The 19,014-nt window shown below is 54.7% G+C and carries 14 protein-coding genes and 1 riboswitch; of the genes, 7 read left to right on the top strand and 7 right to left on the bottom strand.

Annotation, left to right across the window (positions count from 1 at the left end):
• Window positions 1-34: 34 nt before the first annotated feature.
• A complete protein-coding gene (locus V5G20_RS08665; protein WP_003389149.1) occupies window positions 35-418 on the top strand; it encodes a hypothetical protein in 384 nt (127 codons plus the stop codon).
• 334 nt (window positions 419-752) lie between these two features.
• Here V5G20_RS08665 and V5G20_RS08660 read toward each other — a convergent pair whose 3' ends face one another.
• The 3 genes from V5G20_RS08660 to moaC all read right to left on the bottom strand — a co-directional run bounded on the left by V5G20_RS08660 (window position 753) and on the right by moaC (window position 4,270).
• Window positions 753-1,928: a pyridoxal phosphate-dependent aminotransferase gene (locus V5G20_RS08660; RefSeq protein WP_338463346.1), complete on the bottom strand. Its 1,176-nt coding sequence runs from the start codon at window positions 1,926-1,928 to the stop codon at window positions 753-755.
• Between the two features lie 105 nt (window positions 1,929-2,033).
• A riboswitch (SAM riboswitch) is annotated at window positions 2,034-2,146 on the bottom strand.
• A 293-nt stretch (window positions 2,147-2,439) separates the two neighbouring features.
• Complete coding sequence (locus V5G20_RS08655) at window positions 2,440-3,780, bottom strand: MFS transporter (RefSeq protein ID WP_003389145.1); 1,341 nt, start codon at window positions 3,778-3,780, stop codon at window positions 2,440-2,442.
• A 7-nt stretch (window positions 3,781-3,787) separates the two neighbouring features.
• Window positions 3,788-4,270 (bottom strand): cyclic pyranopterin monophosphate synthase MoaC, encoded by a 483-nt coding sequence (moaC, locus tag V5G20_RS08650; protein WP_003389143.1) that lies wholly within the window; start codon window positions 4,268-4,270, stop codon window positions 3,788-3,790.
• Window positions 4,271-4,472: 202 nt separating this feature from the next.
• On the opposite strand from moaC, the gene moaD reads away from it, so the two are divergent.
• Window positions 4,473-5,180, top strand: coding sequence for a molybdopterin converting factor subunit 1 (gene moaD, locus V5G20_RS08645; protein WP_003389141.1), 708 nt, complete (start codon window positions 4,473-4,475; stop codon window positions 5,178-5,180).
• A gap of 6 nt (window positions 5,181-5,186) precedes the next feature.
• Window positions 5,187-6,212, top strand: coding sequence for a ThiF family adenylyltransferase (locus tag V5G20_RS08640; RefSeq protein WP_338463345.1), 1,026 nt, complete (start codon window positions 5,187-5,189; stop codon window positions 6,210-6,212).
• Window positions 6,213-6,247: 35 nt separating this feature from the next.
• Here the strand turns inward: V5G20_RS08640 and V5G20_RS08635 are convergent, their stop codons facing one another.
• From V5G20_RS08635 to V5G20_RS08625, 3 genes are read right to left on the bottom strand one after another with little or no spacing between them, the layout of a single operon-like run.
• Window positions 6,248-7,321, bottom strand: a complete 1,074-nt coding sequence (locus V5G20_RS08635) for a sensor histidine kinase (RefSeq protein ID WP_122957923.1) — start codon at window positions 7,319-7,321, stop codon at window positions 6,248-6,250.
• Window positions 7,318-7,992, bottom strand: a complete 675-nt coding sequence (locus V5G20_RS08630) for a response regulator transcription factor (RefSeq protein WP_003389138.1) — start codon at window positions 7,990-7,992, stop codon at window positions 7,318-7,320. The genes V5G20_RS08635 and V5G20_RS08630 overlap by 4 nt, the downstream gene beginning before the upstream one ends.
• Before the next feature lie 4 nt (window positions 7,993-7,996).
• Complete coding sequence (locus tag V5G20_RS08625; RefSeq protein ID WP_031933126.1) at window positions 7,997-9,760, bottom strand: ABC transporter ATP-binding protein; 1,764 nt, start codon at window positions 9,758-9,760, stop codon at window positions 7,997-7,999.
• A 359-nt stretch (window positions 9,761-10,119) separates the two neighbouring features.
• On the opposite strand from V5G20_RS08625, the gene acnA reads away from it, so the two are divergent.
• The 4 genes from acnA to V5G20_RS08605 all read left to right on the top strand — a co-directional run bounded on the left by acnA (window position 10,120) and on the right by V5G20_RS08605 (window position 18,357).
• The gene (gene acnA / locus V5G20_RS08620) at window positions 10,120-12,849 is read left to right on the top strand and encodes an aconitate hydratase AcnA (protein ID WP_003389136.1); all 2,730 of its coding nucleotides are present in this window, start codon (window positions 10,120-10,122) and stop codon (window positions 12,847-12,849) included.
• 494 nt (window positions 12,850-13,343) lie between these two features.
• Window positions 13,344-13,673: a DUF3892 domain-containing protein gene (locus V5G20_RS08615; RefSeq protein ID WP_003389134.1), complete on the top strand. Its 330-nt coding sequence runs from the start codon at window positions 13,344-13,346 to the stop codon at window positions 13,671-13,673.
• A 134-nt stretch (window positions 13,674-13,807) separates the two neighbouring features.
• Complete coding sequence (locus V5G20_RS08610; RefSeq protein WP_311068148.1) at window positions 13,808-17,149, top strand: SNF2 helicase associated domain-containing protein; 3,342 nt, start codon at window positions 13,808-13,810, stop codon at window positions 17,147-17,149.
• Window positions 17,150-17,445: 296 nt separating this feature from the next.
• On the top strand, window positions 17,446-18,357 hold the full coding sequence (locus V5G20_RS08605; RefSeq protein ID WP_228006791.1) for a methyl-accepting chemotaxis protein: 912 nt from the start codon (window positions 17,446-17,448) through the stop codon (window positions 18,355-18,357).
• Window positions 18,358-18,503: 146 nt separating this feature from the next.
• Here V5G20_RS08605 and V5G20_RS08600 read toward each other — a convergent pair whose 3' ends face one another.
• A complete protein-coding gene (locus V5G20_RS08600) occupies window positions 18,504-19,007 on the bottom strand; it encodes a DUF4188 domain-containing protein (protein WP_122957920.1) in 504 nt (167 codons plus the stop codon).
• Window positions 19,008-19,014 lie beyond the last annotated feature (7 nt).

The following is a 19,014-nucleotide window of genomic DNA, read 5'->3' as shown; positions in this document are numbered from 1 at the left end:
ATTATACTCGCGACTACTTTGGTTGGGGGTATCGATGCTTGTGCAGATGTTTCCTGCTTTTCTTTTGGTGGTAAACCGGGCTGTAGAGGTAAGAAACAGGAGAAAAAGCAAAAGTACGGTGGGACGGGTTTTTGTAGGCAAATTCGAGCCCGTCTGGATAATCGAGTTGAAGGGCTTGGGAAAACTGGAGAGCTTCCCTTACTGGAATCTGTATGACGAAAACGGCAAGCGTTTCGACGTTCGGACCGATTTTGCCAAGACGTATATGGAGAATTCAGACAAGGGAGTCGTATTGGTCCAAACCCTGATTGTCAAAGGAATGGAGCAGCCTCCGCAAAAGCTGAAGCTCGCTTTGCAAACCATCGAAACACGGTACATAGACTTGAACTGGCAACCGCCGATCCCGCCCAGTCCATAAAGCTGGCCTGGGGTATCACCTGATTCCATCAAGCCATCATAAAGGCCCTGAGCGATCATAGCTCCGGGCCTTTTGCTTGGGAAGCCATGCTTTATGTTGCAAGTATGGCTTCCGCTATACACGAAAAATAAGGCTGTCTTTCTTGAAAAGATTGCCGTCATTATGTTTTGGCATCCGTGAGTATCATTTCGAATCAAGCCTGCTTTATCCGTGAGTATCCTGCTTGATTCAGCCTGTTGTGCCACCCCGAATCGCAGGAGAAGCCTGTTTCCAGGCTTCTCCCCACCGCGGCCCCTGGACAAGGAGCAAGATAACCCGAAGCCCGCCAACAAGCTTACCGAGCAAACAGCCCCAGCTTCTCAATCCTTCGCACTGCCTCCGCCAGCCTTTCTTCGCTGGAAAGAAGCGCCGCGCGCACATACCCCTCGCCCGTCGGTCCAAAACCGACGCCAGGCGCAACCACCACATGAGCCTTTTCCAGCAGCAAATCGGAAAACTCGACCGATGTAAACCCTTCGGGAACAGGCAGCCAGCTGAAAAACGAGCCCTCTGAAGGCTTGGCCTGCCAACCGATCCGGTGGAGCTCGGCGAACAGCACATCCCGCCTGCTTTGGTAGACGGAGACGAGATCATGTACGCATTGCTGCGAGCCGGTCATCGCTTTTGCCGCCGCCATCTGCACAGCGCCGAAGAGACTGACAAAGTAATGGTCCTCAATCAAATTGACCAGCCGTACGAGCTCCTTGTTTCCGACCATAGCCCCGACGCGCCAGCCGGCCATGTTGTACGTTTTCGACAGGGTGTAAAACTCCACTCCTACTTCTTTTGCCCCCGGCACCTGCATGAAGCTGACCGGCTTTTTGCCGTCAAAGCTGATCGCACCATAGGCGAAATCATGGCAGACGACGATCTCGTGCTTGCGGGCAAAGCGGATGGTCTCTTCAAAAAATTCCACCGGAGCGTTGACCGCCGTCGGATTGTTCGGGTAATTGAGGAACATCAGCTTGGCTTTTTCCAAATCTTCCGGCTTCAACTGGCCGTAATCCGGAAGAAACGCGTTTTCAGCCTTGAGCGGCATCATGACCATGCGGCCGTCAGCTACAGCCACGCCGGACCAGTAATCCGGATAACCTGGATCGGGCACCAAAGCGACGTCCCCGGGGTTCAGCAGCACCTGACAAATCTCAACCAGACCTGTCTTGCTGCCAAACAGGATGGCTACCTCTTCCTCCGCGTCCAGCTCCACGCCGAACTCTTCCTTGTACCAGTGGGCGACGGCCTGCTTCAGCTCCAGCCTGCCGCTGAACGGCGGGTATTTGTGGTGGACAGGGCGCTTGGCCTGCTCGCTCAGCTCTTCCACGATATGCTGCGGTGTCGGGAGATCGGGATTGCCCTGTCCAAGATTGATAATGTCATGTCCGGCCGCGATGGCCTTGTTTGTTTTCGCTACCAGCGTGGCAAAAAACTGCGTCGGCAGTCGGTCCACCATGGCAGATGGTTGGATGCGCATTGGCTTTCTATCCTTTCTTTCGCAAAAATAATCCAGACATCGAAGCAGGCATGCAAAAAGCCCCTTTTCCTGAACAGAAAAAGGGGCGGATCGTGCGTCTCCACGTTCTTATCTGTCAGGATCGCTCCTGCTGGAATTGGCACAGCATCTGCAGAATATCCTGCAAGATCCGCTGCCGGGCTTCATCGGGCCAGTCCCTCCACCTCTCTGGATAAGTTAACAGCAACCTATTTACTTTGAATGTCTACTATACTACTTGAGCAGGTTGGGAGTGTCAATACAATATCCCGAACCATGGCCCGGGCTGCTTTGCTGTTGCTGGCCCGGCAGCCTGCAGGGCCTCGTTAGACAGCCTGGCAGTCCTCAACTGTCAGCCTGGCGGTCCTCAACTGACAAACTGAGGAGCCTCACTGACAGGCTGAGGGGCCTCGACTGACAGCCTGAGCGGCCTCGGCTGAAAGCCTGCTGGTCTTCGCCTGACAGCTACGAGTATCCGTCCAAGCATTGCTTGTCATGACCCGAGCTTCTCCGGAGCAGGCAGAGCTGCCTTCATCTCAGGACGCTTTACAAAGGACGTGTACACGGTAAAGCAAGCGACAGCGACCAAAGCCAAAGCAGCCATGAAGTAGACCATCCCATTTGCTCCGAGCGCTTCAAAGATCACGGCGCCCATCAGCGGGCCGACCATGCGTCCTCCTGAGCCTACGCCCCCGATGAGGCCTTGAATGAACCCTTCACGTCCCGGTGGAGACAACTCGGCAGCGATGGTCGGGACGGCAGGCCACACCAGCATTTCACCCAGTGTAATGACAAACATGGCCACGAAAAAACCGGCGTACACCGTCGTCTGGGACAAGATCAGCATGGAGAGCGAAAAGACGTAGGCGCCTAACAGCAACTGCGCTTTCAGCGTACGGGCGAAGTGCCTGATCACCCAGGAGATAAACGGCTGCCCGAACAGGATCAAAGCACCATTCAGCGTCCACAGCAGGCTGTACTCCCTGAGCGTGATGCCCAGCGACTGCATATACGCCGACAGCACAGTCGTCCACTGCGAGTAAATAATCCAGCAGACCAACAACCCTGCCGACAACAGACCGAGCGCTAGCCATGCCATCGGGCGACCGGCAGCTTGAGCGGCATCCGTCGCCATTGCCGCCGCGGCCCCTTTTGATCCGCCGGCCTTCTCCGCCAATCCCGCGGCAGGCAGCTGTGCCCCCTCACCTTCCTCTGTGTGCTTCGCCGACGCTGCCACGAGCCGGCCTTCTTTTTCCTGACCGCGCTCAAGATCGACCGTGCGGCTCAAAAAGATAAAGAGAAACAGAACTGCCAGCTGCAGCGCCGCATTTCCAAAGAAAGTCCAGGCAAAGGAAATGCTCGCCAGCATTCCCGCCGAGGCGGAACCGATCGCTACCCCGATATTGAGTGCCACATAAACCGTATTCAAGCCCTTGCGGCCGCCGTCAGGCCACAAGAGGCCGATCAGGGCATTGAGCACAGGAAACATGATGCCGGAGAAAAATCCGTTCAAAAGCAGCAAGACCGTATACGTATGAAAGCTGGTTGTGAAGCCCAGTGCCACAGCTACGGCTACCGCTCCCGCTGTCGCGGCGTATACTGTGCGCATTTTCCCCCAGCGGTCAAAGAGAACCCCGCCTGTCAGACTGCCGATCAGGTACGCTCCCTGATTCAGCATCAAAAGAACACCCGCTACGGTGAGCGGCTTCCCGAGAAAATCGTGGATGTAGATCGTCACCAGCGGCCAGATACAGGCCATGCCCGTAGAATGAATAACGGCAGCAACGGCCAGAAGCCGGATGCTGCGCGGATAGGAATTCCATAGTCGACTCATCTGATGTTTACGCCTCGCTCCGATAAAAATCTCCGCTTTTCCCGCCGGTTTTGCTCTGGAGATACGTCGGCCCGATTACCATTTCCTTGTCCATGGCCTTGCACATGTCATAAACGGTGAGCGCGGCTGCGCTTGCGGCTGTCAGTGCCTCCATCTCCACGCCGGTCTTGCCGGTCGTTTTGACGGTTGCCTCGATATCCAATGTCGCTTTGTCCGCATACGAAAAGCGGATGTCAATGCCCGTCAGCGGCAGCGGATGACACATCGGGATGATCTCCCACGTCTTTTTCGCAGCCATTACTCCGGCTACCTGTGCGACAGCCAATACATCCCCCTTGGCAATCTGCCCCTCGCGAATGCGCAGCAGCGTTTCCGGCTTCATCGTGATTTTGCTGACAGCCACCGCTACCCGCTTGGTTACCTCTTTTTCGGAGACGTCCACCATTTTGGCCCGTTGTTGATCGTTAAAATGCGTTAATTCGTCGTTCATTTCTTCCTCCCATTTGCTTTCCGCCTGGGAATGCCCTTCTTTTTCGATAATCTAACCTTACATTCAGCACTGTAGAAAATCAATCGGGAATCTGCAAGAAGTCGCTCTCTGATTTGGCAGTTAGGCGCAATTATGTTATCGTCACAAGTAGAGAGAAGCTTTTCCTTCCTATAAATAACCCTTGGGAAACGAGGAGTGCTACATGCAAATATCTGTCCTTTTATTTGCCGGTTTGGCCGAGCTGGCCGGCGAGCGAACGATACAACTGACACTGCCGGAGGGAGCAACCGTACAGGACCTGCTGCAAGCCGCATCCAGCCAATACCCTGCGCTGTCCTCCCTGCTCGGCAGCTGCTTTATCTCCGTCAATCAAGAGTATGCCAAGCCGGATACGGCCATCCGGGCCGGAGACGAAATCGCCATATTGCCACCTGTGAGCGGCGGTCAGGACCCTCGTTTTGCCATCACGACCGAACCGCTGAGCGCTGACAAACTGGTCAAGCTCGTGTCCAATCCGCATGCCGGCGCTGTCCTCGCTTTTGTCGGAACCGTCCGGGAGTTCACGCACGGCCAGCGTACCGTATTGCTTGCCTATGAAGCCTACGAGCCAATGGCAGTGGAAAAAATGAAGCAGATCGCGTCCGAGGTTGAAGAGCGGTGGCCGGGTACGAAGCTGGCGATGCATCACCGGATCGGCGAGCTTGCCATCGAGGAGATCGCGGTGGTCGCTGCCGTAGCGACGCCGCATCGAAAAGCGGCTTTCGAGGCTGGCGAATACGCGATCGAGCGGTTGAAGCAGATCGTACCGATCTGGAAGAAGGAAATCTGGGAGGACGGCAGCGAGTGGAAGGGCCATCAGCAAGGACCTTGGAACCCGACAGCGCTTCCGGATGACGTGGAAAGGAGCTAACCTACCGTGAATACGCGTTATTCCCGTCAAATCCTGTTTCCTCCTATCGGCCGCGCGGGACAAGAGCGGCTGTCGCAAAGCCGTGTAGCGATTGTCGGCATGGGAGCGCTGGGTACGGTGTCCGCCAATCACATGGTTCGCGCAGGCGTCGGTTTTGTCCGGCTCATCGACCGCGATTTTGTGGAACCGAGCAACCTCCAGCGGCAAATGCTCTACGACGAGGACGATGCCCGGCAGCATTTGCCCAAGGCCATCTCAGCCCACGCCAAGCTGACGCGGATCAATTCCGAAGTCGCGATCGAGCCTGTCGTGGCTGACCTGACCGCCTACAATGCGGAGTCTCTGCTCGCCGATGTCGATCTCGTGCTGGATGCCACCGACAACTTCCAGGTGCGCTATCTCGTAAACGACGTCTGTGTCAAACACGGCATTCCCTGGGTGTACGGCGGAGCGGTCAGCGCGACCGGCACGTTTGCCTCCATTCGCCCGGGCGTGACGCCTTGCCTGCGGTGTCTCTTTCCGGAGCCGCCCAATCCGGGTGAAATGGCGACCTGCGATACGGCCGGGGTAATTGGCCCGATCATTCACATCGTGGCCTCTTATCAGGCGACAGAAGCGCTCAAAATCCTGGTCGGGGACACCGATGCGCTAAACCCCAATCTGGAGCATTTCGACTTGTGGAACAATCGCCACCACCAGATCAAGGTGGCGAACGGGCGTCGCGATGACTGTCCGACATGCGGCCAGCGGCAGTTCTCCTTTTTGCAGCCGGATTCGCAAGAGGGCCAAGCCGTCTCCCTGTGCGGCCGGGATACGGTGCAAATCTCCCCTGCCGGCAATATGTCGCTTGATCTGGATGTGGTCGCTGAACGGCTTTCCCCGCTGGGCCAGGTGGAACGCAACAAGTTTCTCCTGCGCTTCCACGTAGACCCGCACACGCTGGTCGTCTTTCCAGACGGGCGGGTGCTCGTGCAAGGAACGGATGACATCAGTCTGGCCCGCACTCTCCATGCCAGGTATATCGGAGCTTGAGCGCACGGCGAGCATTGCAAAAAGTCCCCTTCTTTTTAAGGAAGAGAGGGGACTTTCTTGTCCTCCGCGAATGTGATGATAAAGGTTGTTCCTTCGCCTGGCCGGCTCTGTACGGCAATCTTTCCCTGATGCAAATCGACAATCTTTTTTACGATGGAAAGGCCAAGTCCGCTGCCCCCAACGGCCCGATTCCGCGATCTGTCCGCCTTGAAAAACCGCTCGAATATCCGCTCCTGATCCTCCCTTGAAATGCCGATGCCGGTATCGGAAATCTGCACGACCACCTCTCCCCCTATTCTCTGGGCACGGACGCTGATCGTACCGCCCGGGGGAGTAAATTTGATGCTGTTGCCGAGCAGGTTGGTCCAAACCTGGCTCATCATGTCCTCGTCCGCGACGAGCTCCACTTTTTCCAGCTCTGCGTCCAGCTCGATGCCTTTCTCCAGCCACTGCGGCTCACATGCCAGGATGATGCTCCGAAGCTGGTCGTCGAGACGGTAGCGCTTCCGCTCCATCGGATGCTGCCTCGCTTCCAGCGATGTGAGCTTCAGCAGATTGTCGCTCAGCTTTGACAGGCGCTTGCTTTCCGTTTCAATAATATCCAGATAATGGAGCTGTTCCTCGCGGGTGAGATGCTCGCTTCGCAAGGCGCGGGCGAAGCCGCTGATCGAGGTCAGCGGAGATTGGATTTCGTGAGAGACGTTGGAGATGAACTCCTGGCGCATCTGCTCCATTTCGTTCAGCTGCTCCGCCATATGGTTGATGTTCTCGACGAGTTGCCCCCACTGGTGCTCCATTTTGATATCGAGCTTGACGCTGAAATCCCCTTTGGCGATCCGTTTCAATGCGTCGATCAGCAGTTGGAAAAGCTCCACATGCCGCGGCCTGACAAGCCGTGAAAGAAGAAACATAGAGCAAAAAAAGATGAGAAAGCCCAAAAAGGAGTTGACCAGTCCCCTGACAAACTCGGAAGGCTCGATCCCGATTTTCGGGTACAGGCCTTGCGTAATCCAATACGCAGCAGACCAGCAAAGATTGATGTAGATGACAAAGCCGATGACGCCAAGGACTCTGAGCCATATCACCTTCCTGTGCGGATGAACTCTCATGGCCTGATCTCCAGTCGGTACCCGAGCCCCCGAACGGTTCGAATCTGAAAGCCGCACTCCGACTCGGGAAAGCGTTCCCGCAGGCGGTTGATGTGCACATCGACGGTTCGCTCATTGCCCTCGAAGTCAAAGCCCCAAATCTGCTCGATCAGCTGCTCGCGGGAGATGGTCTGCCCCGGATAGCTGGCCAGCTTGAACAGCAGCTCGAACTCTTTGGGAGGAATCGTCAGCTTTTGGCCGCCCATCCCGATTTCAAATGTCTTCCGGTTCAATTGCAGCGAACCGGCCTGTACCGTGTGCGAGGCTGCGATCCGGTACCGCTTTAACAGCGCCTTGACGCGAACAACGAGCTCCGCCGGTTCGAACGGCTTGACGAGGTAGTCGTCCGTTCCCAGCTCGAAGCCTTTGATTTTTTGCGCAGTCTCTCCCTTGGCTGTCAGCATGAGCAGCGGGATGTCGTAATGCTTCCTGAGCTCGCGGCATAGCTCCCATCCATCCATACGGGGCATCATGATGTCGAGGATAACCAGATCCGCCTGATCCGTCTCCATGATAGCCATGGCTTCCTGACCGTCGGCTGCCTCCAGGATATCGAAGCCTTCGTTTTGCAAAAAGACCCTGACCAGTTCGCGAATATGCGGATCGTCATCGACAACCAGCAGTTTGGCCATTTGCCTACACCTCCTGTTTCATTCGTAGCTGCTGCGTGGCAAATTCGCGGTACATCACATGTGTTTCAAGCAGCTCTTCGTGCGTTCCTTTTCCGGTAATCCTTCCTTTTTCCAGAAAGACAATCTGATCGGCATCTACGACCGTAGACAGGCGATGGGCGATGACGAGTGTCGTGCGTCCCTTCATCAAATTGTTGAGCGCCTGCTGCACGATGATCTCGGATTTGCTGTCCAGACTGGAGGTCGCTTCGTCCAGCATCAGAATTTGCGGGTTGCGCAGCAGCGCCCGGGCGATGCCGATGCGCTGACGCTGTCCGCCCGACAGCTTCATGCCTCTTTCGCCGACCTGTGTGTCATATCCTTCCGGCAGCTCGTCGATGAATTGATCGGCGTATGCCATCGAAGCAGCTTGCCTCAACTCCTGCTCGCTGACAGGACGCGAGATTCCGTAGCAGATGTTATCCCGGATGGTCCCTGCTATCAACGGGCTTTCCTGGGACACGTAACCGATTTTGCTCCGCCACGACGACAGCGTATAGTCGCTGATCGGGCTGTCGCCGAGCCGGATCGTTCCGCCAGTCGGCTGATAATACCTTTCGATCAGGGAGAACAAAGTCGTCTTCCCGCTGCCGCTCGGTCCGACGATCGCCGTCACTTTCCCCGGCTCGACCCGAAAGCTTACATCGTCGAGAATGGTCTCCCCGTTTTCGTAGGCAAACGTCACCCGGTCGATATGGATCGGCAGCCCCGCATCCTCCAGCGGCCGTCCCGAAGCGTGGTCTTCTTCATCGGCTTCCAGCGTGGAGATGATCCGCTCTGTCGCGCCCATCGCTTTTTGCAGTTGGGTAAAAAATTGGGTGAACTGCCCGAGCGGCATGATGATTTGAACCAGATAAAGAATAAACGCGACAAGCTCTCCTGCCGTCAAAGCGCCCGTGGAAACGCGCATTCCTCCATATCCCATGATGACGACCAAAAGCACCATCAGGACAAACGAAATGAGCGGACCGATCAGCGCCTGTACTCTGCCTTCCTTTAATCCGAAACGGAACAGATTCTCTATTCCCCGCTTGCCGCTTTGGTACTCGTGCGGCTCGGCATTGGATGCCTTTACGAGACGGATTTCCGACAGCACCTGATTCATGATGGTGGTGAAGCTGGCGGTCTCGTCTTGCAGTCCCTTCGATATTTTGTACATCTGCCGCCCCAGCGGGACCAAAATGAGCAGTGACAGCGGAACGGCAATCAGCATCGTCAGCGTCATCTGCCAGTCGAGGTAGAGAAGCGTCGCTACCGAACCGATGATGGAGATGATCCCGGTGAAAAAGCTGGACAGGTGATCCGTGATCAGCCCTTTTACGACTCCGGTATCATTCGTCATCCGGCTGATCGTTTCCCCGGTCCGGTGGTTGTCATAATAGCTTACGGGCAGGACGAGCAGCTTTTTCCACAGCCTGTCCCGGAGAGCGGCGACGATGCTTTGCCCCACGTGATTCAAAAGATAGATGGACAGCCCTCCTGCGATGGCCTGGGCGATGAAGGCCACGGCCAGCAGCACAATCTGTCCGGTGGTGATCGAAGCGAGCGTAAAGCTGTCCACAAGATTTCGCGTAAACAGCGGGATCACCAGACTGACAAGCGTCGTGGCGATGCTCATGAACAAGGCCACGCCCAACTTCAGCTTGGACGGGTTGGTCTGTTTGATCAGCTCGTAAAAAGCGCGCCAGTTTCCTGTTTTTGTCTTCGTTTGCGTATGTGTCTGTTCCATAAATAATGATTTCTCCTCTCCTAAAGCTTTCCGCTTGAGTCCCCCAACACCCTTGCACCATTTCTTTGGCAATGCGGCGATTTTCCCGTTCGTTTCACTTCCCATCCGGTTTTATGCATGGAGAAACGATACCGCATGAATGTAAACGGAATGTAAACGGGATAATACATGGAGTCTGGTTATTTTTCCTAGCTCTACCGTCAAAGCGGCATCGTGTTTTTTCCGAGTGATTTTGTGTATAAAGGATGAAATTTGGGGTAGAAGCGGGGAAACAAATCGAGTATAATAGGTTCGTAATGAAGAAACGAAACCATGTTTCACCAGATGAAACCCCGAAATAATTAGGGAGGTTATGCACATTGGCTACACACGATGCTTACAACGTGAAGTCTTCCCTGCAAGTGGGCGATAAAGCGTACGCATACTACCGCCTGCAAGGCCTGGAAGAACAAGGAATCGGCGAGATCTCCAAGCTGCCATTCTCGATCAAAGTCCTGTTGGAGGCGGCAGTTCGTCAGTTTGACGGCCGCGCCATTACCAAAGAACACGTACAACAACTGGCAAACTGGACAAAAGGACGCGACGGCAATCAAGAAGTGCCGCTCATGCCTGCCCGTATTGTCCTGCAAGACTTTACTGGTGTTCCTGCTGTCGTAGACCTCGCCGCTATGCGCATCGCCATGAAGCGCGCCGGTGGAGATCCGAAGCGCATCAACCCGCTCGTACCGGTTGATCTCGTTATCGACCACTCCGTCATGGTTGACGATTTCGGAAACGACAAAGCTCTCGATAACAACATGAAGCTGGAATTTGAACGCAACCAGGAGCGCTACCGCTTCCTGCGCTGGGCTCAAACCGCTTTTGACAATTTCCGTGCGGTTCCTCCTGCGACCGGTATCGTTCACCAGGTAAACCTGGAGTACCTCGCATCGGTAATCGCTACCCGCGAAGTAAACGGCGAGCTCGTCGCTTTCCCTGACTCCCTCGTAGGTACCGACTCCCACACCACGATGATCAACGGTCTGGGCGTACTCGGCTGGGGCGTTGGCGGTATCGAGGCAGAAGCAGGAATGCTCGGCCAACCGCTTTATTTCGTAACGCCAGAGGTCGTCGGCTTCAAGCTGACCGGTACCCTCAAAGAAGGCTCTACCGCTACCGACCTGGCACTGACTGTAACACAAATGCTGCGCAAAAAAGGCGTTGTCGGCAAATTCGTAGAGTTCTACGGTCCTGGCCTGTCCAACATCTCGCTGGCTGACCGCGCTACGGTTGCCAACATGGCTCCTGAATACGGCGCGACCATGGGCTTCTTCCCGGTAGACGCGGAAACGCTCAACTACCTGCGTCAAACCGGCCGTGAAGAGTCCTTGATCAATCTGGTGGAAACCTACACCAAAGCACAAGGCCTGTTCCGTACAGACGACACGCCAGATCCTGTCTTCTCCGAAACACTGGAACTGGATCTGTCCACCGTCGTACCGAGCCTGGCTGGTCCGAAGCGCCCGCAAGACCGCGTAGAGCTGACTTCCATGAAGGAATCCTTCAACGAAAGCCTGCGTACGCCAATCGAAAAAGGCGGCTTCGGTCTGTCCGAAGAGAAAATCGCTGCTGAAGCGCAAGTAACCTATCCGACCGGTGAAACTGCGACCCTGAAAACAGGCTCCGTCGTTATCGCGGCAATCACTTCTTGTACCAACACCTCCAACCCGAGCGTTATGCTGGGCGCAGGTATTCTGGCGAAGAAAGCGGTTGAAAAAGGCCTGAAAAAGCCTCCGTTCGTGAAGAGCTCCCTGGCTCCAGGTTCCCGTGTCGTTACCCAATACCTGATCGACGCTGGTCTGATCGACTCTCTGAACGCCATCGGCTTCAACGTCGTCGGCTACGGCTGCACCACTTGTATCGGTAACTCCGGTCCGCTGCCGGAAGAAACCAGCAAGGCAATCGCTGACAACGATCTGACCGTAGCGGCTGTCCTGTCCGGTAACCGCAACTTTGAAGGCCGTATTCACGCCCAGGTGAAAGCGAACTACCTCGCTTCTCCTCCGCTCGTTATCGCATACGCGCTGGCTGGCAACGTGAACATCGACCTGACCAAAGATCCGATCGGCATCGGCAACGACGGTCAACCCGTTTACCTGAAAGACATCTGGCCAACTCCGCAAGAGCTCAACGAAGCAATGGGCAAAGCGATGAATCCGGAGCTGTTCCGTGCGCAATACGCAAAAGTATTCACACAGAACGAAGAGTGGAACAAAATCGACGCTCCGACAGGCGATCTGTACGAGTGGGATGAAAAATCCACCTACATCCAGGAGCCTCCATTCTTCAAAAACCTGGCTGGAGACGCAGGTCACATCGACGAAGTACTGAAAGCACGCACCATCGCGCTGTTCGGTGATTCTGTCACAACTGACCACATCTCCCCTGCCGGAAACATCTCGCCGACCAGCCCGGCTGGCCGCTATCTGCAAGAAAACGGCGTAGAACGCAAAGACTTCAACTCCTACGGCGCTCGTCGCGGAAGCCACGATGTCATGATGCGCGGTACGTTTGCCAACATCCGTATCCGCAACCAAGTGGCACCTGGCACCGAGGGCGGGGTAACCAAATACCTGCCGACGGGCGAAGTCATGTCCATCTACGATGCGTGCATGAAATATCAAGCAGACGGTACTCCACTGGTTGTTCTGGCCGGTAAAGAGTACGGTACAGGGTCTTCCCGCGACTGGGCGGCAAAAGGCACCTTCCTGCTCGGCATCAAGGCTGTTATCGCAGAAAGCTTCGAGCGCATCCACCGCGCCAACCTGGTAGGCATGGGCGTACTGCCGCTGCAATTCGCAGACGGTCAAAGCTGGAAGTCTCTCGGCATCGATGGCAGCGAAACCTTTGACATCCTCGGCCTCTCTGACAATGTTCAGCCTGGCCAACGCGTCAAAGTGAAAGCGACTCGCCAAGACGGCAGCAGCTTCGAATTCGACGTAATCGTACGCCTCGACAGCATGGTTGACGTAGACTACTATCGCAACGGCGGTATTCTGCAAACCGTTCTGCGTCAGCTTCTCGACGAAGGCAAACCGGTAAACGCATAAGCTTTACCCAATATTTCCATTACAGCACCCACCCATAGCAGGCAGACATCGTCTTAGACGGTGTTCTGCCTGTTTTTTTGTGCAACCGGCTTCCCCATCCTGCGCGAGCTAACGGCTGCTGCTGCAATATTTGCCTTTTTTACAAACCGCACCCTTTGATAGAATGTCACTCATGGACTGTGAAACCGTCTCCCGAGCCAATCCGTAAATGACCAGTAACGGGTGGTGATTTTATCCATGGGGTCTATTTTCGATTTCTTGTTTTACCTCTTCTTTTTAGCGATCACAGGGCTTACCGCTCTGTATCCTCGCACTGCTTTGTCTAAGCGCGATTATGAGCCTTCACAATTTCGGGTCGACATGACTCGCATCATTTCGAGCATTGTTTTTTTCATTTTTTTGATCAGCTTCATACACGATCTCTTTTTCTAGCGCAAAACGAATGTATCTTCCTTCCCTGGCAAGGCACCCTATAAAAAAGGAGGGACTGCGCAATGGACCAACGAGATTTTGAACAGATTTACGCCGCTTACAAGGCAGAGGGCGAGCGGCAGGCCCGGCAGGAGAATGGCGGTGGGACAGGAGCGCCGCTATCCGCCGATGGAAAGGAGAGCATCGTTGCCGTCCGCAAAAATGACGACGGCGATCTGATCGCTTTCAAGACAAATACGGGACGGGAGCTGGACTATGTGACAGCCCTGCAGGAGGCAAAGGCAGGTCAGCTTGCCCATGTCGACGTCTTCCACAAATACGGCCGTGACATTTTGCGGAGCGAGCCGGACGGAATCAAGGAGAACAATCTGGACAACCTGCCTACGTTTTAAACCCTGGACAAACATACGCCTGATCCCCCACTCGCCCCTCTGGCTCAGTATCGATACCGGTACTCAGTCCAGAGGGGCTCTCTTGTGTGTTATCATAAGAGACAGGACTATTTTATCGAGGAAGGATTAAATCCATGGGCTTTCATTTGACTAAAGGGATCATCACGTCTTTGTGCGGCCGGATCTCTTCCGACAGAGGAAAAGCGTATTACCGGGCCAGAAAAGTAACTTTTACGCAATACGATCCCGAAGCTTCCGTCTATGAAGCCACGGTCAAAGGAACAGGCAGCAGCTACAAGGTCGCTGTCGAGTTTCATCCGGACGGGAACGTAGAGGCGGAATGCACCTGTCCCTCGCTCGGTTCCTATGATCAGTTCTGCCAGCACATTGCCGCCGTCCTGCACGGCATCGAGGATATGGAGAAAAACGAGCTCATGAATCGCTACTCGCAAGGGGCCGGACGGCGATCAGAAGCCTTGGAAAATCCGTATTCGGGGACTTCCGGAGAGCGGGAACCCCGCTTCTCTGCCACCCAGCCCTCCTCCGGGATTTCTGCGGGAGATGTACAGCTGACCAACCGCGTTCTGGGACTGTTCGGCGAAAAACCGACCCGCCCGAATCATGTGCGGCCGCTCTTTGATACCCGGACAGCCCTCGATGTGTCTTTCACTCTGAAGCCTGTCCTGTACGGCTACCGCAAGCAGATGTTCGGCATCGAGCTCAAGGTCGGGCCAAAACGGCTGTACGTCGTCCAGAAAATAAAGGAGTTCCTCGAGTGTATCGAGCGCAGAGAACCGTTCGTCTTTTCCAAGCACTTCACCTACGACCCTGAGCTTCACCGTTTTCAAAAAGAAGACGATGCCGTCATCAGACAGCTGATTCACATTTTTCACAACGAAAAGCTGTACCGCGAAACCGTGAGCGCGTACCTCCTGCAAACGAGGAACAAAAGCGGCGAACGAATGCTGTTCATTCCCCCTTTCATGTGGGAGTCGCTTCTTCCCCTGCTCACGTCCGCCCCGAACGTGCAGGTGATGGACAAAGAGCAAGCATTCGCAGGAGTCCACATCTCCGATGAGCTGATCCCGCTTTGCTTTGCGTTCGACCAGGCCGACTCGGAAAGCTTTCAACTGGACGTCCAGGGCTTGGATTTAATCACCGTGATGGAATCGTACGGAGTCGTTCTTTCCGAAGGGAAGCTGATCAAGCTGCCAGCCGACCAGTGCAAGCGACTGGCGGAGCTGAAACAAATGCTTGAGGCTTCCCGCAAGCGGCAAATCCTGATTCCGGCAGGACAGATGGAGCCATTCATGGTTACGGTCGCACCCGGATTGATGAAGCTCGGCAGCGTCAGCATCGCCCGCTCCGTCTCTGAGCGCATCATCCAAACACAACTGAAAGCCAAGCTGTATTTGGACCGGGTAAAGGATCGACTGCTCGCCGGTCTGGAGTTTCAATACGGCGACATTGTGATCAATCCGTTGGAGGGAGACGGGCAGCATCGCGGCGCCGAACGCATCCTCATGCGGGACGGAGAGCAGGAGCGGCGAATCCTGGAGCTGATGGAGCAATCCCCTTTTATCAGGACGGAGAGCGGCTATTTCATGGAGGATGAGGACGCTCAGTACGAATTTCTGTACCACGTCGTTCCCGAGCTGGAGAAGCTGCTGACGGTATACGCCACCTCTGCCGTGAAAACAAGACTGCATACCGGGTACACTCCGCCAAAGGTAACGGTGAATCTGGATGAACGAACCGACTGGCTGGAATTCAAGTTTGATATAGACGGGATCCCGGAGTCGCACATTCGCCAACTGCTCCAATCCATCGAGGAAAAGCGCAAATACTACCGGATGCCGGACGGAGCGTTTGTACCGCTGGAGAATGAGGCGTTTCGGGAAATCGGCCGCTTCATCGACGACATGGGCATCCGCATTGCAGAGCTGAAAGGCTCGGACTTCCGCGTTCCGGTAGCCCGGGGGCTTCATCTGATCGATTCCCACAGACCAGGGAATGCCGTCAAGCTGGGCAAATCGTTCCGCCATCTCCTGGAAAACATGCGCAATCCGGACAATCTCGATTTCCCTGTGCCGGACAGTCTGGCATCTGTGCTTCGGGACTATCAAAAGTACGGCTTCCAATGGCTGAAGACGCTGGCCCACTACCGCTTCGGAGGTATTCTCGCGGATGATATGGGGCTTGGAAAGACGCTGCAAAGCATTGCTTTTCTCGTCTCCGTACTGCCGGAGATCAGAAGCCGGCAGCTCCCAGCGCTGATCATCTCACCCGCTTCGCTTATGTACAATTGGAAAAACGAGCTGAAGAAATTCGCTCCGGAAATAAAGGCCGTCATCGCGGACGGGAGCAAGACAGAGCGCAGCAGGAAGATTCGGGATGCCGCCCAGGCAGATGTGATCATTACCTCGTATCCGCTCCTGCGGAGAGATGTCGAGCTGTATGCGTCAAAGTCGTTTCATACGCTTATCCTGGACGAGGCGCAGGCCTTCAAAAACCACGCCACACAGACGGCGCAGTCGGTCAAAGAGCTCCAGGCCAAGTACCGTTTTGCCCTCACCGGAACACCCGTGGAAAACTCGCTGGAGGAGCTGTGGTCAATCTTCGATGCGGTGTTCCCCGGACTGTTTCCGGGACGACGGGCATTCAACGACATGTCGAGGGAAGCGGTTGCGAAGCGAGTTCGTCCCTTTTTGCTGCGCCGGGTGAAAGCCGACGTGCTGAAGGAGCTGCCTGACAAGATCGAGTCGCTGCAAGCCTCCGAGCTGCTTCCGGAGCAGAAAAAGCTGTACGTCGCCTATTTGTCCAAGCTGCAGCAGGAGACACTCAAGCATCTGAACGAGGAGACCTTTGATAAAAACCGGATCAAAATTCTGGCTGGCTTGACCCGTCTTCGTCAGCTATGCTGCCACCCTGCCCTTTTCATCGAGGACTACGCAGGAAGCTCGGCCAAATTCGAGCAGCTGCTGGAAATTGTCGCGGAATGCCGCAGCGCGGGAAAGCGGCTTCTGGTATTCTCGCAGTTTACCGAAATGCTTGGAATGATCGCAAGGGAGCTTGGCTGTCAGGGAGTGCCGTTTTTTTATCTGGACGGGAAAACGCCAGCGGCAGAGCGGATTGAGCTGTGCAACAGGTTCAACGAGGGTGAACGAGACCTGTTCCTCATCTCGCTAAAGGCAGGGGGCACCGGATTGAACCTGACGGGAGCGGACACCGTCATTCTCTATGATCTGTGGTGGAATCCCGCTGTGGAAGAACAGGCAGCCGACCGTGCCCACCGCATCGGCCAAAAGAATGTCGTCCAAGTCATTCGCCTCGTCGCCCAAGGGACCGTGGAAGAGATGATGTACGCGCTTCAACAGAAAAAGAAGCATCTGATCGAGGAAGTGGTCAAGCCTGGTGAGGCCGCGTTGTCGTCCCTGACGGAACAGGACATTCGCGAGATTTTGATGATCGGATAAGTGGCCTGACGGTCAGCATCGGGAACCGCAGGACTTTTGGCAAAGCAAGTAAAACGAGTAGAGGCCCAAAAGCGAGCTGGCGAAGCCAATGTACACGGAAAACCTGCGGAGCCGTGTCGCTTCTGTCCATGGAGCAAGATCGAGTAAACGGAAGCAGCATGGATTCGAATTGTATTAGCGACCATGCACGGCAGTAGAAAAAAACCGGAGCGATTGAGAGCTCCGGTTTTTTCCGTTTACAAGTTGTTTAGAATTTATTCAGAGCATCAGGCGATAATAGCTCTTGGAATCCAGCAATGAAAGCAGTTGCGAGCGAACCAACTACTGATATACAGGGAGAGGAAATTCCATACATGCAAACCGTGACCGATCAAAAATTCGCTATTTTATCGTCGATTCAAAATCATTTAGCCATGATCAGGTTTGACACGCAAGGAAGGGTTATTTGGGCGAATCAACTTTTCGCTTCCACAATGGGATATGCGGTCGATGAAATTGTCGGCCTCCATCACAGCCAGTTTTGCTTGCCTGAATATGCATCAAGCAAAGCGTATGTAAATTTGTGGGATGGTTTGCGTCAGGGGAGAGCATCCCAAGAAAAGATCGTACGGATTTCGAAGGATGGACGAAAGCTGACGCTGGAAGCAACTTATATGCCTGTTATTGAGAATGGCAAAGTGGAAGCAGTCGTCAAGGTGGCTACTGATATCACAAAACGTGAATCAGTTCTTCAGCAAAGTACCGCAGAATTGATGGCTATGGTCGAGGAGATGACTGCCAGCACGGATCAAGTATTGGATGCCTCAAAGCTCATCTTGAACCAGATGACCAAGTTGAATATTGAATCTGAAGCAGTTACCGATCAGGTAAAAAGTATCCAATCCGTAACGAAAATTGTCAAAGAAATTGCCTCTCAGTCCCATATGCTAGGTCTAAATGCCGCTATAGAAGCTGCCCGAGCCGGTGAACACGGACGCGGTTTTGAGGTCGTTGCGAATGAAGTCCGGAACATGGCGGCATCCAGCAAACAGTCGGCGGAAACCATTTCGGTTCAGTTGACGGATATCGCAAAATCGGTATCTTTGATGATGCAGAGCATCGAAGCAATCACCGCTCAAATCTCAAACAATTCGAGAGCGATAGAAGAATTAAAGACGGCTTATCATCAAGTCGCCACGGCAACCAAAAGATTAACATCCTCGATGTAACGTGGAACAATAGTTGAAAACGACAGGCGCAACAGCGGCGGACTGCGTTCCTCTCCCCAGTCCGCCGCTGTTTTCCCATATGCGATAAGCCCTTTCGAGACGTCCGCTTTCGATTTGGACCAAAAAAAGACGGACACTGGCAACGATTACGCATCCGGCGTCGGAACGGCAGGAGCATTTTCGCCTCCCAGCCTGCGCCGGGCGGTTTCTCTTTTGCCTACGGCCGGGACGTGCTGACCGGCTTTGGCCAATCCATACACAGGCATGTTTACGTACATGCACTCGTACATTCCCGCCTCCACCAAATACGTTTCGTGAAAAAATCCGACCCCTCCCGACTTTGCCGCCTTTTGATTGAAATCTCTCCACGCAGACAGGTGCAGCTCCCCGCTTCTGGCATACTGCTCCAGCTGGTCAAACGAGCGCCAATACTGAATCTGGACAGGGCCCCGTGCGCTCATGAAAAAGGCGGCGTCAAGAAAGCCCAGCTCCTTGTTTCGATACAATTCTTGCAGCATGCCATTCATCGCCTTTACGACAGGAAGCCATTGATTCACGGCAAGCCAGTTGTTCACATGCAATCCGATGACAAACACGACAAACGGCCCTTCCATCTCTGCCGTATACCGCCCCGCTAAAATTTTCCCCATCTGGATC

The sequence above is a fragment of the Brevibacillus borstelensis genome (assembly GCF_036700025.1).
Lineage (GTDB): Bacteria > Bacillota > Bacilli > Brevibacillales > Brevibacillaceae > Brevibacillus > Brevibacillus borstelensis.
This window is presented reverse-complemented; position numbering and strand designations above follow the sequence as displayed.

Bases quoted from the DNA above. Each gene is read 5' to 3' on its own strand.
- V5G20_RS08605 (WP_228006791.1), top strand. From the start codon at position 17,446: ATGAAAGCAGTTGCGAGCGAACCAACTACTGATATACAGGGAGAGGAA.
- V5G20_RS08665 (WP_003389149.1), top strand. From the start codon at position 35: ATGCTTGTGCAGATGTTTCCTGCTTTTCTTTTGGTGGTAAACCGGGCT.
- moaD (WP_003389141.1), top strand. From the start codon at position 4,473: ATGCAAATATCTGTCCTTTTATTTGCCGGTTTGGCCGAGCTGGCCGGC.
- V5G20_RS08655 (WP_003389145.1), bottom strand. From the start codon at position 3,780: ATGAGTCGACTATGGAATTCCTATCCGCGCAGCATCCGGCTTCTGGCC.
- moaC (WP_003389143.1), bottom strand. From the start codon at position 4,270: ATGAACGACGAATTAACGCATTTTAACGATCAACAACGGGCCAAAATG.
- V5G20_RS08625 (WP_031933126.1), bottom strand. From the start codon at position 9,760: ATGGAACAGACACATACGCAAACGAAGACAAAAACAGGAAACTGGCGC.
- V5G20_RS08600 (WP_122957920.1), bottom strand. From the start codon at position 19,007: ATGGGGAAAATTTTAGCGGGGCGGTATACGGCAGAGATGGAAGGGCCG.
- V5G20_RS08660 (WP_338463346.1), bottom strand. From the start codon at position 1,928: ATGCGCATCCAACCATCTGCCATGGTGGACCGACTGCCGACGCAGTTT.
- V5G20_RS08635 (WP_122957923.1), bottom strand. From the start codon at position 7,321: ATGAGAGTTCATCCGCACAGGAAGGTGATATGGCTCAGAGTCCTTGGC.
- V5G20_RS08610 (WP_311068148.1), top strand. From the start codon at position 13,808: ATGGGCTTTCATTTGACTAAAGGGATCATCACGTCTTTGTGCGGCCGG.
- V5G20_RS08615 (WP_003389134.1), top strand. From the start codon at position 13,344: ATGGACCAACGAGATTTTGAACAGATTTACGCCGCTTACAAGGCAGAG.
- V5G20_RS08630 (WP_003389138.1), bottom strand. From the start codon at position 7,992: ATGGCCAAACTGCTGGTTGTCGATGACGATCCGCATATTCGCGAACTG.